Source organism: Leifsonia sp. fls2-241-R2A-40a, assembly GCF_030209575.1.
Taxonomy (GTDB): domain Bacteria; phylum Actinomycetota; class Actinomycetes; order Actinomycetales; family Microbacteriaceae; genus Leifsonia.
Map to the genome: position 1 here is coordinate 1,565,832 of NZ_JARVRS010000001.1, position 14,239 is coordinate 1,580,070.

At 69.1% G+C, this 14,239-nt stretch carries 11 protein-coding genes and 1 tRNA gene; 9 read left to right on the top strand and 3 right to left on the bottom strand.

Annotated features, from left to right (window positions below; translation table 11 throughout):
• Nucleotides 1–107: 107 nt before the first annotated feature.
• On the bottom strand, nt 108–2,162 hold the full coding sequence (locus QRN40_RS07930) for an MDR family MFS transporter (protein ID WP_285115027.1): 2,055 nt from the start codon (nt 2,160–2,162) through the stop codon (nt 108–110).
• 308 nt (nt 2,163–2,470) lie between these two features.
• On the opposite strand from QRN40_RS07930, the gene QRN40_RS07935 reads away from it, so the two are divergent.
• Nucleotides 2,471–3,370 (top strand): amidase domain-containing protein, encoded by a 900-nt coding sequence (locus tag QRN40_RS07935; protein WP_285115028.1) that lies wholly within the window; start codon nt 2,471–2,473, stop codon nt 3,368–3,370.
• Between the two features lie 58 nt (nt 3,371–3,428).
• Nucleotides 3,429–4,331: a M15 family metallopeptidase gene (locus tag QRN40_RS07940; protein WP_285115029.1), complete on the top strand. Its 903-nt coding sequence runs from the start codon at nt 3,429–3,431 to the stop codon at nt 4,329–4,331.
• A 63-nt stretch (nt 4,332–4,394) separates the two neighbouring features.
• On the opposite strand, the gene pgm is transcribed toward QRN40_RS07940, so the two are convergent.
• Complete coding sequence (gene pgm / locus QRN40_RS07945; protein WP_285115030.1) at nt 4,395–6,014, bottom strand: phosphoglucomutase (alpha-D-glucose-1,6-bisphosphate-dependent); 1,620 nt, start codon at nt 6,012–6,014, stop codon at nt 4,395–4,397.
• Nucleotides 6,015–6,070: 56 nt separating this feature from the next.
• On the opposite strand from pgm, the gene pheA reads away from it, so the two are divergent.
• Entirely contained in the window at nt 6,071–7,033 is a 963-nt protein-coding gene (gene pheA, locus QRN40_RS07950) for a prephenate dehydratase (protein WP_285115031.1), read from the top strand.
• Between the two features lie 29 nt (nt 7,034–7,062).
• Nucleotides 7,063–7,695 carry a hypothetical protein gene (locus QRN40_RS07955; protein ID WP_285115032.1) on the top strand — a complete coding sequence of 211 codons (633 nt, stop codon included), beginning with the start codon at nt 7,063–7,065 and terminating at the stop codon, nt 7,693–7,695.
• 22 nt (nt 7,696–7,717) lie between these two features.
• Here QRN40_RS07955 and QRN40_RS07960 read toward each other — a convergent pair whose 3' ends face one another.
• Nucleotides 7,718–8,689, bottom strand: coding sequence for a diacylglycerol/lipid kinase family protein (locus tag QRN40_RS07960; protein ID WP_285115033.1), 972 nt, complete (start codon nt 8,687–8,689; stop codon nt 7,718–7,720).
• 70 nt (nt 8,690–8,759) lie between these two features.
• On the opposite strand from QRN40_RS07960, the gene serS reads away from it, so the two are divergent.
• The 5 genes from serS (at nt 8,760) to QRN40_RS07985 (ending at nt 14,168) form a co-directional block, all read left to right on the top strand.
• Nucleotides 8,760–10,025 (top strand): serine--tRNA ligase, encoded by a 1,266-nt coding sequence (serS, locus tag QRN40_RS07965; RefSeq protein WP_285115034.1) that lies wholly within the window; start codon nt 8,760–8,762, stop codon nt 10,023–10,025.
• Nucleotides 10,022–10,825: an HAD family hydrolase gene (locus QRN40_RS07970; RefSeq protein WP_285115035.1), complete on the top strand. Its 804-nt coding sequence runs from the start codon at nt 10,022–10,024 to the stop codon at nt 10,823–10,825. The genes serS and QRN40_RS07970 overlap by 4 nt, the downstream gene beginning before the upstream one ends.
• Before the next feature lie 110 nt (nt 10,826–10,935).
• Nucleotides 10,936–12,243, top strand: coding sequence for an LCP family protein (locus QRN40_RS07975; protein ID WP_285115037.1), 1,308 nt, complete (start codon nt 10,936–10,938; stop codon nt 12,241–12,243).
• A 121-nt stretch (nt 12,244–12,364) separates the two neighbouring features.
• A tRNA-Ser gene (locus QRN40_RS07980) sits at nt 12,365–12,452 on the top strand.
• An 84-nt stretch (nt 12,453–12,536) separates the two neighbouring features.
• Nucleotides 12,537–14,168: an MFS transporter gene (locus tag QRN40_RS07985; protein WP_285115038.1), complete on the top strand. Its 1,632-nt coding sequence runs from the start codon at nt 12,537–12,539 to the stop codon at nt 14,166–14,168.
• Nucleotides 14,169–14,239 lie beyond the last annotated feature (71 nt).

Here is a 14,239-nt window from a genome sequence, read left to right on the forward strand (position 1 = left end):
CGGGTCTGTCAAGTCTTTTATGATCGCGCTCTCACTGGCGTCTTTCCGGGGAATGCGAAAACGGCCGCCACCTCAGACGAGGTGACGGCCGTTCGCAGCGTGATCGGTCAGTCGACGACCGGCCGCGGGCGCTGGGCCCGCGTGGAGGCGGTGTCCGCGCCCGGCTCGACGAGCGCACCGAACTCCGTCGCTGCACGGTTCGCCAGCACGCCGACGTCGTACTCCTCGTCGTCCTCCTCGGACGCCGAGGCCAGCACGCCCGCGGGCGTGAGCTGGCGGTCCTTCTCGGCCTGTGCGTCCGCCGCGTCGTCCGCGGCCTCCTGCAGCGCCGACTTGGCGCGCAGCGGCGGGGTCTTGAAGAACAGCGACAGCACGAAGGCGATCAGCACGACGATCATCGCGACCCAGTAGACCGTGACCGCCGACGCGTTGAACGCCACGAGGAACGGCTGGGAGAGGCGCGGGTCGGCGTTGTTCAGGAACGACGTGTCGTTCGTCGCGGACGAATCCGTTCCGCCCTCCGTCGTCTTCAGCTTGTCCTGGATGGCCGGCACGGCCTGGTCCACCACCTGCTGTCGCTGATCGGCGTTGGAGAAGTCGATCGGTGCGGCCGGGACCTGCTGCTCGGCGACATCCTGCGGGACGCCCTGGGCGACCAGCGCCTGCACGCCCTGCTCGTGGGCACCCGCCTGCGCCTGCTTCTCCAGCGGGGTGACGATCGGGGTGTAGATCTTCTCCATGATCTGCTTGTTCTCGGGAGCGCTGGCCACCGACGGGGTCAGCGCAGCATCCAGCGCGCTCGTGAGCGTGGCCTTGTCGGTCAGCGCGCTCTGGATGTTCGTGGGGAACACCGTGAACAGCAGCGAGAGCAGGACGGCGGTGCCGAGCGTTCCACCGATCTGGCGGAAGAACGTGGATGCGCTCGTCGCGACACCCATATCGCGCAGGCCCACCGAGTTCTGGCTGGCGATCGTCAGCGTCTGCATCAGCTGGCCGAGGCCGAGACCGATCAGCAGCATGGCGCCCGCGATGAACCAGTACGAGTCGCCCACCTTGATGAACGTCAGGTAGAAGAACCCGCCGGCGAGCATCGCGGTTCCGATGATCGGGAACTGCCGGTAACGGCCGGTGCGCGCGATGATCTGGCCCGAGGCGATCGACGAGATCATCAGACCGAGGATCATCGGGAGCAGCTGCAAGCCCGACACGGTCGGCGAGGAGCCGAGGACGAGCTGGAGGTACAGCGGCAGGGTCAGCATGGCGCCGAACATCCCGAAGCCGACGAAGACGCCGATCACGGTGGCCATCGAGAACGTGCTGGAGCGGAACAGCTTGATCGGGATGAGCGCGTCGTCCTTCATCGCGATCTCGATGAGGATGAACGCGATGACGCCGACGACGCCGATCACGTAGCAGGCGATCGCGGCCGGGCTTCCCCAGCCCCAGTCGCGGCCCTGCTCGGCAACGAGGAGGAGCGGCACGAGCGCGACGATGACGCCTGCGGCGCCCCACCAGTCGATGCGCGCGGACCCGCGCTCCCGCTTCGGCAGGTGCAGGAACCGCAGCACCATCCCGAGGGCGAGGATGCCGATCGGGACGTTGATGAGGAACACCCAGCGCCAGCCGGCGATCCAGAGGATCTGGTCGGCACCGGCGAAGAGCCCGCCGATCAGCGGGCCGATGAGGCTCGAGATGCCGAACACCGCGAGGAAGTACCCCTGGTATTTCGCTCGCTCACGTGGCGCGAGCATGTCTCCCATGATCGCCAGCGGCATCGACATCAGTCCGCCCGCACCGAGGCCCTGGATGGCGCGGAAGGCGGCGAGCTCGATCATCGACGTCGAGAACGACGCGAGGATCGATCCGAGGATGAAGATGAGGATCGCGATGACGAAGAGGGGCCGCCGGCCGAAGATGTCGGAGAGCTTGCCGTAGATCGGAGTCGAGATGGTGGAGACGATCAGGTATCCGGTCGTCACCCACGCCTGCTCGCTCAGCCCGTGCAGATCGTCGCCGATCGTGCGGATGGCGGTACCGACGACAGTCTGGTCGAGGGCGGAGAGGAACATGCCGGCCATGAGGCCGAAGATGACGAACAGGATCTGTCGATGCGACATGATCGGTGCGGGTGCGGCGTTCGCCGCGCTGGTCTGACTGGACATCTGTCTCCGTGTCGAGAGTCGGGTGTGGGGACGCCCGGTACGCGGAACGTCACACCGGTGTGGGGCAAAGAGAAATTTGCGGAGACTGCAAAGTTACACCCCGTGCCACCTGCCTCACAACGCAACAGGGGTCCGCTGTACGCGTCCGTTCGCCAGCGGCGAACGCGGGCCGGCGGGCGGCGGCGTTCCGCCCTCTCCGACGGGCGCAAAACGAACGACACTGGCCCCTATCCAGGTCACGCAAATGTTGCAGGCGTACCGTGAAAGGGCAGACGTCCGCCCGCCTCTGAAACCGCTCCGAAAGTTGTATGAGTTCTCTCAGTCGTACCCGCCGCATCCTCGCCGTCACCGCCGTGGCGGCTTCCGCCGCGCTCGCCTTCACCGCGTGCGCCGGTGAGCCGTCCCCGGTGACGAAAGCCGTGGCCCAGGCCGCGGCCCCCACGCCGTCGCCCGCGGCTACGGTCGTGTCCGCCGTGCAGCCCGCCGCAGGGAGCGTCTCCGGCGGAACCGTCACCCTCACCGGCACGAACCTCGAGAAGGTGGCGGCCGTGCAGGTGGGCGGTCAGCCCGCAACCGTCACGCAGGCGACCGACGACAAGGTCGTCGTCACGGTTCCCGCAGCGGCCAACTTCCAGGCCGGAACGGTTCCGATCACCGTGACCGACAAGACCGGGAAGCCCGTGACGACCACCGGGAGCACCTACGACTACCAGGTCCAGACGCCGGTCGACAAGCAGCTCGCTTACGCGCTCACCTACTGGAAGAACTACAACACCGCACAGTACGGCGACCTCAATCCGGTCGGTGGAGACTGCGCCAACTTCGTCAGCCAGACCCTGATAGCGCGCGGCTGGCAGATGAACGGCGATTGGTACAACCGGAACGCCGCCGGCTCCTGGAGCCCGGCATGGGGATACGTGCCGGCGATGGACAATTACTTCCGCGAGAACGCCGCGGAGCTCGGCCTCACCGAGTACTCGTTCGACCAGCGCGACAAGATCAAGGTCGGCGACATCGTGATGTTCGACTGGAATGACAACAACTCGCTCGACCACGTGCAGATCGTGTCCGGCGTCGAGAACATCAACGGCCAGATCAAGATCAAGATGGCGGGCCACAACGAGGACAGCGACTATCGCGACCTCGACGAAGCGATCACGGTGGACCACCCGGGCGGCATCGGCCACTTCTGGAGCCTCTCCAAGTAGTCCCGGTCAGCGGCCCCGCGTTCCCGCGCGGGCAACCCGGCTGGGCTATGCTCAGCGCGTGACTCTGGGGGGTGCCCGCGCACGGCGGGCTCGTGCGGTCCGGGCCGCCCTGGCGGCCGGGGCCCTGCTGGCGGTGTTCGCGCTGACCGGATGCGGCGCCGGCTCCGTCGCCGCGGCCGGAACGCCGGGGAGGGCGACACCCCACCGGTCGACGCACACTCCGCGTGCGACGCCCACACCGACCTCGACTTCGGCGGCGACCTCGGCTGCGTCTCCGACGCCGGCTCCGACCGGAACCGGGATGCCCGCACCGACCTCCTCCGTCCCTCCGACGCCCGGGATGGTCGGCTTCGACAAGGCCGCGCAGTCCACCTCGCTGGCGTCGAGTCTCTGGGTCGTGGTCAACAAGCCGCGCGCGCTGAACCCGGTCGACTACGTCCCGGCCGACCTCACGTTCCCGGACGTCCCCAACGTCAACCACCAGCCGATGCGCCGCGAGACGGCCGCCGCGCTGGTCACGATGTTCCACGCGGGCAAGTCGGAGGCGGGACTCGACTTCTCCGTGCAGAGCGCCTACCGCTCGTTCGAGTCGCAGACGCGGGTCTACGCCGACGATGTCTCCCGCAACGGCCAGGCGTACGCGGACACGGACACCGCGCGCCCGGGTCACAGCGAGCACCAGACCGGCCTGGCCGTCGACATCAGTGCCGTTCCGGCACGCTGCTCGCTCGACGCCTGCTTCGGTGAGACGCCGCAGGGCCGCTGGCTGGCGGCGAACGCCTGGCGGTTCGGCTTCCTCCTGCGCTACCCCGCCGACAAGGTCGCCGTCACCGGGTTCACCTACGAGCCGTGGCACTTCCGTTACGTCGGCACCCCGCTAGCGACCGAGCTCCACTCGGCGCGCGTGGCGACGCTCGAGGAGTTCTTCGCGCTCCCGGGCGGGACCGCCTACACCCAGTAGGCCGGAGATCTGCGGCACTTCCTCCGACCCAAGCGCCAGCCGACCGTCACCGGCCGGACCGTCTCAGCCGCCGAGCGCGTCGCCGACGATCCGCTTGGCCTCCTCCTGCACCTCGCGCAGGTTCTCCTCGCCGGCGAACGACTCGGCGTAGATCTTGTAGACGTTCTCCGTGCCGGAGGGCCGCGCCGCGAACCAGGCCTTCTCCGTCTGCACCTTCACTCCGCCCAGGGGAGCGTCGTTGCCGGGGGCACGGCTCAGCTTGGCCGTGATCGGCTCGCCCGCGAGCTCGGTGGCGCCGATCGCGTCGCCGTCGAGCTTCGACAGCGCGGCCTTCTGCTCGGGAGTGGCCGCCGCATCCACGCGCTGGTACACCGGGTCGCCGAAGCGCTCGGTCAGCTCGCGGTAGAGCTCCGACGGCGATTTGCCGGTGACCGCCCGGATCTCGCTGGCGAGCAGGGCGAGCAGGATGCCGTCCTTGTCGGTCGTCCACGCCGTCCCGTCGAAGCGGAGGAAGCTGGCACCGGCGCTCTCCTCGCCGCCGAAGCCGACCGTGCCGTCGATGAGTCCGGGCACGAACCACTTGAAGCCGACCGGGACCTCCCACAGCCGACGGCCCAGGGACTCGGCCACGCGGTCGATGATCGACGACGACACGAGGGTCTTGCCGACCGCCGCATCCTTCCGCCACTCGGTCCGGGTGCGGAACAGGTACTCGATCGCCACGGCCAGGTAGTGGTTGGGGTTCATCAGCCCGCCGTCGGGCGTGACGATGCCGTGGCGGTCGGCGTCGGCGTCGTTGCCGGTGAGGATGTCGAACTCGGCGCGGCGCGCGACGACCGAGGCCATCGCGGAGGGGCTGGACGGGTCCATCCGGATCTTGCCGTCCCAGTCGAGCGTCATGAAGCCCCACGTCGGGTCGACGTCCGGGTTGACCACCGTCAGGTCGAGGTCGTAGCGCTCGGCGATCGCCTGCCAGTAGTTGACGCTCGCGCCGCCCAGCGGGTCCGCACCGATGTGGATGCCGCTGTCCTTGATCGCCTTGACGTCGATGATGTTCTCGAGGTCGTCGACGTAGTGCCCGCGGAAGTCGTAGGTCTCGACACCGGACGGCTCGGCCATCCGCACCTCGGTCATGCCGTTCGCGATGATCTCGTTGGCGCGCTTGGCGATCCAGCTGGTCGCGTCGGTGTCGGCGGGGCCGCCGTGCGGCGGGTTGTACTTGAAGCCGCCGTCGGAGGGCGGGTTGTGGCTCGGCGTGACGACGATGCCGTCGGCCTGGTCGTCATGACCCTGCCGGTTGTAGCGGATGATCGCGTGCGACACGGCGGGAGTCGGCACCCAGTCGTCGAACTCGTCGACGAGCACGCGCACCTCGTTGCCGACCAGCACGGCCAGTGCCGTCGTCGTGGCGAACTCGCTCAGCAGGTGGGTGTCCGCGCCGATGAACAGCGGACCGGTGATGCCCTGGCTGTTGCGGTACTCGACGATCGCCTGCGTGGTCGCGGCGATGTGGTCCTCGTTGAACGCGGTGTTCAGCGACGACCCCCGGTGTCCGGACGTGCCGAACACCACGCGCTGCTCCGGGATGCTCACATCCGGCTTCAGCTCGTAGTACGCGCGCCGCAGGGCGTCGACGTCGATCAGGTCGGAAGGCTGCGCAGGGGTGCCGGCTCGTTCGTCCATGCTCCTACTCTTCCACGGCACGGGGGCCAGGCCAACGGCTCGGTAAGCTGAGCGGCATGTCCTCAGCCCGCGCCGAGCTGCCCGCCTCCGTCGACGACGTGTACAGCTTCCTGGGGCCGTCGGGGACCTTCACCGAGGCGGCGCTCAAGCAGGTTCCGGAGGCGCGGGGCAAGGAGTGGCGCGCGGTCAACAACCTGGGTGAGGCGCTGGCCGACGTCGTGGAGGGGCGCAGCGTCGCCGCCATGATCGCGATCGAGAACTCGATCGAGGGCGGCGTCTCCGTCGCCCAGGATGCGCTGGCCACCATCCCGGGTCTCCGCATCATCGGCGAGTACCTTGTGCCCGTGAACTTCGTCCTGGTCGCCCGCCCGGGAACGACCCTGGCGGACGTGCGCACGGTGAACGCGCATCCCGTCGCCTACGCCCAGTGCCACCAGTGGCTCGACCGCCACCTGCCGGAGCACGGCCACATCCCGGCGTCGAGCAACGTGGCGGCAGCGGCGTCGCTGTTCGAGGACAGCACGGCGGATGCCGCGGTCGCCCCGCCGGGTATCGTCGAGCACCACGATGTCGTCGTGCTCGCCGAGGACATCGGCGACAACCCCAATGCCGTCACCCGGTTCGTCCTGGTGAGCACGGCGCGCAGCGTGCCGGAGCCGACCGGCGCCGACAAGACCAGCCTCATCGCCGAGCTGCCCGACGACCGGCCCGGCAGCCTGCTCGACCTGCTGGAGCAGTTCTCCACTCGCGGCATCAACCTGAGCCTCATCGAGTCGCGTCCCATCGGCGACGCGCTCGGCCGGTACCGGTTCGTCATCGACGCCGACGGGCACATCCACGACGAGCGTGTCGCGGATGCGCTCCTCGGGCTCCGGCGGTTCAGCCCGTCGGTGATCTTCCTCGGCTCCTACCCCCGCGCAGACGGCGTGCGGGTGGAGTTCGACCAGCGCTACCGCGACGACGTGTTCACCGAGGCCCGCGAGTGGCTGGCCTCGCTGACCGACGACCCCTCGGCGTAGGCTGCGCACAGGGAAGTCGGGAGGTCATCATGGTCGCCGAGGAGCGTGACGACAGCGGCGGTGCCGGCGGGTTCGACCCGCGGTACGACGCCACCTTCCAGCGCGGTTACCAGCCGCAGCCGGGCGAACGGCAGCGCACCCGCGTCCGCAGCGACGCACCGGATGCGCCGTACCGGCGGCCGTCGTCGCTGGTGCGGGGCCGCGACGAGTCCGCGCCCGCTCTCCCGTCGGAGCCGGTGAGCCCGTACGAGGCGGCAGCGCTCGCGCTCGCCGACGACCGCGTGGCCACCGTCGGGGACGACCCGATGACCCGGTCCTTTGCCGAGGCGGCGCCCGGCGCATCCGTGCCGGCCGGCGGCCCGAGCGTCTGGGACCGGCTCGACCTCAACCCGCGGCGGAACCCGATCGTGCTGGCGCTGTGGGTGATCGGGGGCGGTTTCGTCGTCCTCGGGATCGTGCTCTACTGCATCTCGGTCACGTCGTCGTACAGCGGCCCGACGCCGAGCACCGACGTCGGCTCCCTGGTCTTCGCCCAACTGGGCTGGATGCTCGCGAGCCCGCTCATCACCGTCGGCCTGCTGACCCTGGTGGGGCTGCTCTTCCTGACCGTGCTGGCGGGACGCCGCACGCGCGACGAGTCGCCGGGCGACGACGAAGTCTGACCGGGCCGGGCCGGGGAGCGCTTCAGCCCACCGAGGGCACGGCGACGCGCAGACTGAGCGGGTCGACGCGCAGCTCGAGGCGCAGGATGTCGCCGAAGGCGTCGCCGTCGAGTTCGAACGGCTCGGGCGCATCCACATCGAGCCGCACCGCCGCACCCCGCAGGTAGCTGAGGCGCGTGCGCACGGCGCGATCGGTGAAGCGGATGATCCGCCGGCCCAGGCTGGACTTGCGCAGGACACGGTTCTCCCACGTGACCTTCCGCCAGATCGCGAGCCATCCGAAGACGCTCGTCGGCTGCAGGATCGCCACGTCGAGCAGCCCGTCGTCCACCGCTCCGTCCGGTATGAGCTCGATGTTGCCGGGAAGCGCTCCGCAATTGGCGACCAGGATGGTGCTGACGTGCGCCGACCGCTCCTGACCGCGATCCAGGCGGTACCGGACCCGCACCTTCTGCGAGTTCGGGTAGGCGCGGAAGGCCGCATCCACGTACGCCAGCCAGCCGAACCGGCGTTTGAGCTCCGGACGGGCGCTCGCGATCATCGCGGCGTCGATGCCGAGACCCGCCATCACCAGGAAGCCGTGCTCGCTGACGGAACCGTCCGGCCGGTGCGCCTCGGCGACTCCGATGTCGATCCGTCGCATCTGACCGCCGAAGGCCACCGCGCACGCGTTCTCGACGCTGGCGAACGGGATGCCGAGGTTGCGCGCGAGCAGGTTGCCCGTGCCGCCCGGGATGATGCCGAGCGTCGCATCCCGTCCGCGCAGGGCCTCCGCGACCGAGCGCACCGTCCCGTCGCCGCCCGCGGCGAGGACGAGCGACGCACCCCGTTCGAGCGCGTGACGCGCCTGGCCCTGACCGCCGTCCTCCGGCGTGGTCTCCAGCCAGAGCAGTTCGACGTCGCTCTCCCCGGACGCGTCGGCGGCCGCCTCCACCGCGGCCCGCACGCGCGGCACATCCACCCGGACGGGGTTGTAGACGACCGCGACGATCATGCGCTGGTGCCGTCCCGACCGTTCACGCGACTCACGCTACCTGTTCGGCATCGCTCGATAAGCTGGTCAGGTGATCGATCCCGTGCTCCTCCGTGAGAATCCCGATGTCATCCGGCGCTCCCAGGAGGCCCGCGGCGACTCCGTCGAGCTGGTCGACGAGTCCATCCAGGCGGATATCGAGCGCCGTGCCGCCATCACCGCCTTCGAAGAACTGCGTGCGGAGCAGAACGCCTTCGGCAAGCAGGTCGCGAAGGCGCCGAAGGAGCAGAAGAAAGAACTCGTCGCCCAGGCGCAGCAGCTCGCCGGCCGGGTGAAGGAGGCGCAGCAGGCAGCGAACGAGGCGGATGCGCGGTTCGAGCAGCTCGTCCGCAGCATCGGCAACCCGATCGTGGATGGCGTCCCTTCGGGCGGCGAGGACGACTACGTGGTCCTCAAGACCGTCGGCGACATCCCCCAGTTCGACTTCGAGGCGCGGGACCACCTGGAGCTCGGCGAACTGCTCGGGGCGATCGACATGGTCCGCGGCGCCAAGGTCGCGGGCGCCCGCTTCTCGTACCTGCGCGGGATCGGCGCGCGGCTCGAACTGGCGCTCATGAACATGGCGCTCGACAAGGCGCTCCGCAACGACTTCATCCCGATGATCACGCCGACGCTCGTGAAGCCGGAGATCATGCAGGGCACCGGCTTCCTCGGCGCCCACGCCGACGAGGTCTACCACCTGGAGAACGACGACCTCTACCTGACCGGTACCAGCGAGGTCGCGCTCGCCGGCTACCACTCGGACGAGATCATCGAGGTGGGCGAGCCGATCCGCTACGCGGGCTGGTCCACCTGCTACCGCCGTGAGGCAGGGTCCGCGGGCAAGGACACCCGCGGCATCATCCGCGTCCACCAGTTCGACAAGCTCGAGATGTTCGTCTACACGCGCCCGGAGGAGGCGGAGGCCGAGCATGAGCGCCTCCTCGGCTGGCAGGAGGAGATGATGCAGGAACTGGGCCTCAGCTACCGCGTGATCGACACCGCCGCCGGAGACCTCGGCTCCAGCGCGGCCCGCAAGTACGACGTCGAGGCGTGGATCCCGACCCAGGGCCGCTACCGCGAGCTCACCTCGACCTCGAACTGCACCACGTTCCAGGCCCGCCGCCTCGACATCCGCTACCGGACCGAAAGCGGGAAGACGGCTCCGGTCGCGACCCTCAATGGGACGCTGGCCACCACCCGCTGGCTCGTCGCGATCCTCGAGACGCATCAGCAGGAGAACGGCTCGGTGCGGGTGCCCGAGGCGCTGCGCCCGTACCTCGGGGGCCTCGAGGTGCTGGAGCCGATCCGCGCGTGAGCGACGACTCCCGCCTGCTCATCGCGCTCGACGTCGACGGCACGCTGATCCACGAGGACGAGACGATCGGCGATGCCGTACGCGAGGCGGTCGCCCGCGTACGCGATGCCGGACACGAGGTCATGCTGGCCACCGGACGCAGCTGGGAGACGGCCCGGCCCATCCACGAGCAGTTCGGCCTGAAGAGCGAGTTCGTCGTGTGCGCCAACGGTGCGCTCACCATGAAGCGTGACGACACCCTCGATGGCGGTTACCGCCGCGAGTTCATCGAGGTCTTCGACCCCACCGAGGTGCTGGAGACCATCCGGCCGCACCTTCCGAGCGGCAGCTTCATGGTCGAGGGCCCGACCGGCTTCCGCCGGTACACGGAAGGCATGACCGATTGGGAGCTGGTCAACGCCGAGCAGGTCCCCTTCGACGAGCTGCTCCAGCATCCCGCCACCCGCGTGGTCGTCGTCTCGCCGGAGCACGACACCGAGGAGTTCCTCTCGATCGTCGACCGGATGGGACTCCAGCGCGTGACGTACGCCATCGGCTGGACCGCGTGGCTCGACATCTCGCCCGACGGCGTCAGCAAGGCGACTGCGATGGAGCGGGTCCGGCGCGCGCTGGACATCCCGCGGTCGCGTGTCGTGGCCATCGGCGACGGCCGTAACGACATCGAGCTGCTGACCTGGGCTTCGGCGGAAGGGCTGGGCGTCGCGATGGGCCAGGCGCCCGACGAGGTGAAGGCGGTCGCCGGCCGCACGACCTCGACCGTCGTCGAAGACGGGGTCGCCGAGGTGCTCGACACGCTCTGAGCCGGTTCGTCCAGAGCATTGCCAGCGACTCATGCCAGTGTTTAAGGCGGTGTGCGCTCTTTCGGGCGTGCACCTCTGAACGTGATCACGGCTCGGCCGGAGGGAAGTGAATGAACGAGATGCCCACGCGTGCGCACGCACGAGCGCAGGAGAAAGCGGCGGGGCCGGCGGTCCGCCACGGACGCCTGAAGCCGCATCGACCGTTCACCGCGCTTCTGAAGATCGTCGTCGCGGTCATCGCCGTCTTCGGTGTGACGGGCGTCTCGCTCGCGGCGTACGCAGCGGTGGATGTCGTCGCCAGCGTCAAGAAGTCGGTGAAGCTGGTCGACACCAAGGGCAACACGGTGACGCCGGGCGTCGGTGCCATGAACGGGGCTTTCAACGTCCTGCTCGCCGGCAGCGACAGCGGCGGGGGGAACGCCGCCTACGGCGACCGCGAGGAGAATCTCAATGACGTGACGATGCTGTTGCACGTCTCCGCCGACCACAAGAACGCGACCGTCGTCAGCTTCCCGCGCGACATGTACGTGGCCATCCCGTCCTGCCCGGACCCCAAGGGCGGCAGCTTCGATTCGATGAGCCGCCAGAAGATCAACAACTCGCTCAGCTACGGCGGCCTCGCCTGCACCGTGCTGACGGTCGAGAAGCTGACCGGACTCGACATCCCGTACGCGGGCGTCATCCAGTTCGATGGCGTGATCGAGATGTCGAACGCGGTCGGCGGCGTTCCGGTCTGTGTCGCCGGAGACATCGAAGACCCGTACACCGGCTTGAACGTGAAGGCGGGCCAGAACGTGTTGCAGGGCTCCCAGGCCCTCGCCTTCCTGCGCACCCGTCACGGCGTCGGAGACGGCTCGGACCTCGGCCGGATCAGCAACCAGCAGGTGTTTCTGTCGTCGCTGGTCCGCACCATCAAGAGCGCCGACGTGCTCAGCAACCCGGTCAAGCTGTACGGGATGGCCAAGGCCGCGACCAGCAACATCACGCTCTCGGACAGCCTCAACAGCCCGACCACCATCGTCTCGATGGCGCTGGCGCTGAAGAACATCGACATCAGCAAGGTCGTGTTCGTGCAGTATCCGAACCACTACGAGGGAGACGGTGTCGCTCCGACCGCGGATGCGGCCGACCAGCTGATGAGCGCGCTGCAGAACGACCAGCCGGTCGCTCTGACGGGCGACACCGGGGTGGGCTCGCAGGCGGACCCGAACGCTCCCGCCGGCCAGGCGGCCGCGGGCCAGACGCCCGCGACCCAGGCTCCCGCGACCGGTGCGACCCAGGCTCCGACTCCGGCGACGGGCGCGCCGACCGCACCGGCGTCCGGTTCGGCCGGCGACGGCTCGGCCGTGGAGCTCCCGTCGGATGTGCACGGCCAGACGGCGGCGCAGTACACCTGCTCGAAGCCCTTCTCGGACTGACGAGAGCGGCTAGCCGCACCGCGTAGGAATGCCCCGGCTCCCTGGGAGCCGGGGCATCCGTATTCGGGCGCGAGTCGCGGGGAACGTTAGAATCGGGCGACGCCGGGTTCGCCCGGCGCGGGGAGGGCTGTCCGAGCGGCCGATGGAGCCAGTCTTGAAAACTGGTGGGCAGAAATGTCTCGTGGGTTCGAATCCCACGCCCTCCGCCATCAGCGGTCCCAGCCGTGCGGAGCCATCTGTTGCGCCGCGCCCGCCGTCGGCTACCATCGGGCAGATTCTGCGGGAGGTCTGCGATGGCTGGACGGTGGGGTGCGGTCACGGTGCTGGCGTCCGCGCAGTTCGTGATGACTCTCGACAGCACCGTCATGAACGTGTCGATCTCGACCGTCGTCAAAGACCTGAACACCACGATCTCGGCCATGCAGGCGAGCATCACGTTCTACACGCTGACCATGGCGGCGTTCATGCTGCTCGGCGCGAAGCTCGGTGACGTGCTGGGTCGCCGGCGCGCGCTGGTGATCGGCTCCATCATCTACGCCGTCGGATCGGGGACGACCGCGCTCGCGCCCAACATCGCGGTGCTGTTCATCGGCTGGTCGATCATCGAGGGACTCGGCGCGGTGCTGGTCATCCCGGCGATCGCCGCCCTGATCGCGGACAACTACTCCGGCCACGCCCGGGTGACGGCGTTCGCCGCCATCGGTGCGGCGTCCGGGGTCGCCGTCGCGGTGGGGCCGCTCATCGGCGGCTTCCTGACCACCTATGCGAGCTGGCGCTACGTCTTCGCGGGCGAGGTCGTGATCATGGCGATCGTGCTGCTCTTCCGCAAGGTCGTGTCCGACAGCGGCGTGCGCTCGCACATCCGGATCGACGTCCTCTCAGTAGTGCTATCGGCGGCTGCTCTCGTCCTCATCGTCTACGGCCTGCTGCAGACGAAGACCTGGGGATGGATCCTGCCGACGCAGCCGGACATCAGCGTGCTGGGGCTGTCGCCGGTGCCGTTCGTCATCGCCGCGGGCGCCGTGCTGCTGTGGCTGTTCTTCCTGCGGCAGAGCAGCCTCGTCCGTCAGGGCCGGCCTCCGCTGCTCAACACGGCCATCCTGCGCCTCGGGCAGTTGCGCGCCGGAGTGGGGAGCCTCGGCATCCAGTACACGGTGACCGCCGGCCTCTTCTTCATCGTGCCGATCTACCTGCAACTCGCACTCGGTCTGGATGCCCTCTCCACGGGGCTGCGGATCTTCCCGCTCTCGGTCGCCCTCGTCCTTTTCTCCATCCTCGGCACGGCGCTGGCCCGGAGGCTGTCGCCGAAGCTCATCGCCCGCATCGGGCAGCTGGGGCTGGTGGTGTCGAGCCTGGTCCTGCTCGGGTCGGTGGACACGGAGCTCAACAACTGGCTCTTCGGCATCGGGATGTTCCTCGCCGGCGCCGCCCTCGGCCTCCTCGCCTCGCAGCTCGGCAACGTCACGATGTCGGCGGTCGGCGATGACGAGCTGAGCGAGGCCGGAGGGGTGCAGGGCGTCTTCCAGAACCTGGGCTCGTCGCTCGGCACGGCCTTGATCGGCTCGGTGATGATCGCGTCGCTGACGACGATCTTCGGCGGCGCTGTCGCCGCGAGCACGCTTCCCTCCTCGGTGCAGCAGCAGATCTCGTCGCAGACCCAGGGCGGTGTGCCGGTGGTGCCGGCCGCGGACGTCCCCACGATCGCGTCGAACGCAGGGCTCTCGGAGGAGCAGAGCAAGCAGCTGTCGAGCATCTACAGCGCGTCGCAGCTCGAGTCGCTGCGTCTCTCGTTCGCGGCGCTGTCCCTCGTCTCGGTCGGCGCGCTGTTCTTCTCCCGGAACCTGCCGTCCCGGGTGCTGGGCAGGACCGAGGAGGACGATACGGAGGCGCCGCAACAGGTGCCGCCCGCGGCCGGGTCGCGCTGAGTCGAGCACCGGCGTTTCCCGGATGCGGTTAGGATCGGCCCCAGCGCAGCCGCGCGGCTCGAGTTCACATC

What these genes read in the sequence shown, in the direction of transcription:
- QRN40_RS07930 (WP_285115027.1), bottom strand. Translation starts at nt 2,162, where the DNA reads ATGTCCAGTCAGACCAGCGCGGCGAACGCCGCACCCGCACCGATCATG.
- QRN40_RS07935 (WP_285115028.1), top strand. Translation starts at nt 2,471, where the DNA reads ATGAGTTCTCTCAGTCGTACCCGCCGCATCCTCGCCGTCACCGCCGTG.
- pgm (WP_285115030.1), bottom strand. Translation starts at nt 6,014, where the DNA reads ATGGACGAACGAGCCGGCACCCCTGCGCAGCCTTCCGACCTGATCGAC.
- pheA (WP_285115031.1), top strand. Translation starts at nt 6,071, where the DNA reads ATGTCCTCAGCCCGCGCCGAGCTGCCCGCCTCCGTCGACGACGTGTAC.
- QRN40_RS07955 (WP_285115032.1), top strand. Translation starts at nt 7,063, where the DNA reads ATGGTCGCCGAGGAGCGTGACGACAGCGGCGGTGCCGGCGGGTTCGAC.
- QRN40_RS07960 (WP_285115033.1), bottom strand. Translation starts at nt 8,689, where the DNA reads ATGATCGTCGCGGTCGTCTACAACCCCGTCCGGGTGGATGTGCCGCGC.
- QRN40_RS07975 (WP_285115037.1), top strand. Translation starts at nt 10,936, where the DNA reads ATGAACGAGATGCCCACGCGTGCGCACGCACGAGCGCAGGAGAAAGCG.
- QRN40_RS07985 (WP_285115038.1), top strand. Translation starts at nt 12,537, where the DNA reads ATGGCTGGACGGTGGGGTGCGGTCACGGTGCTGGCGTCCGCGCAGTTC.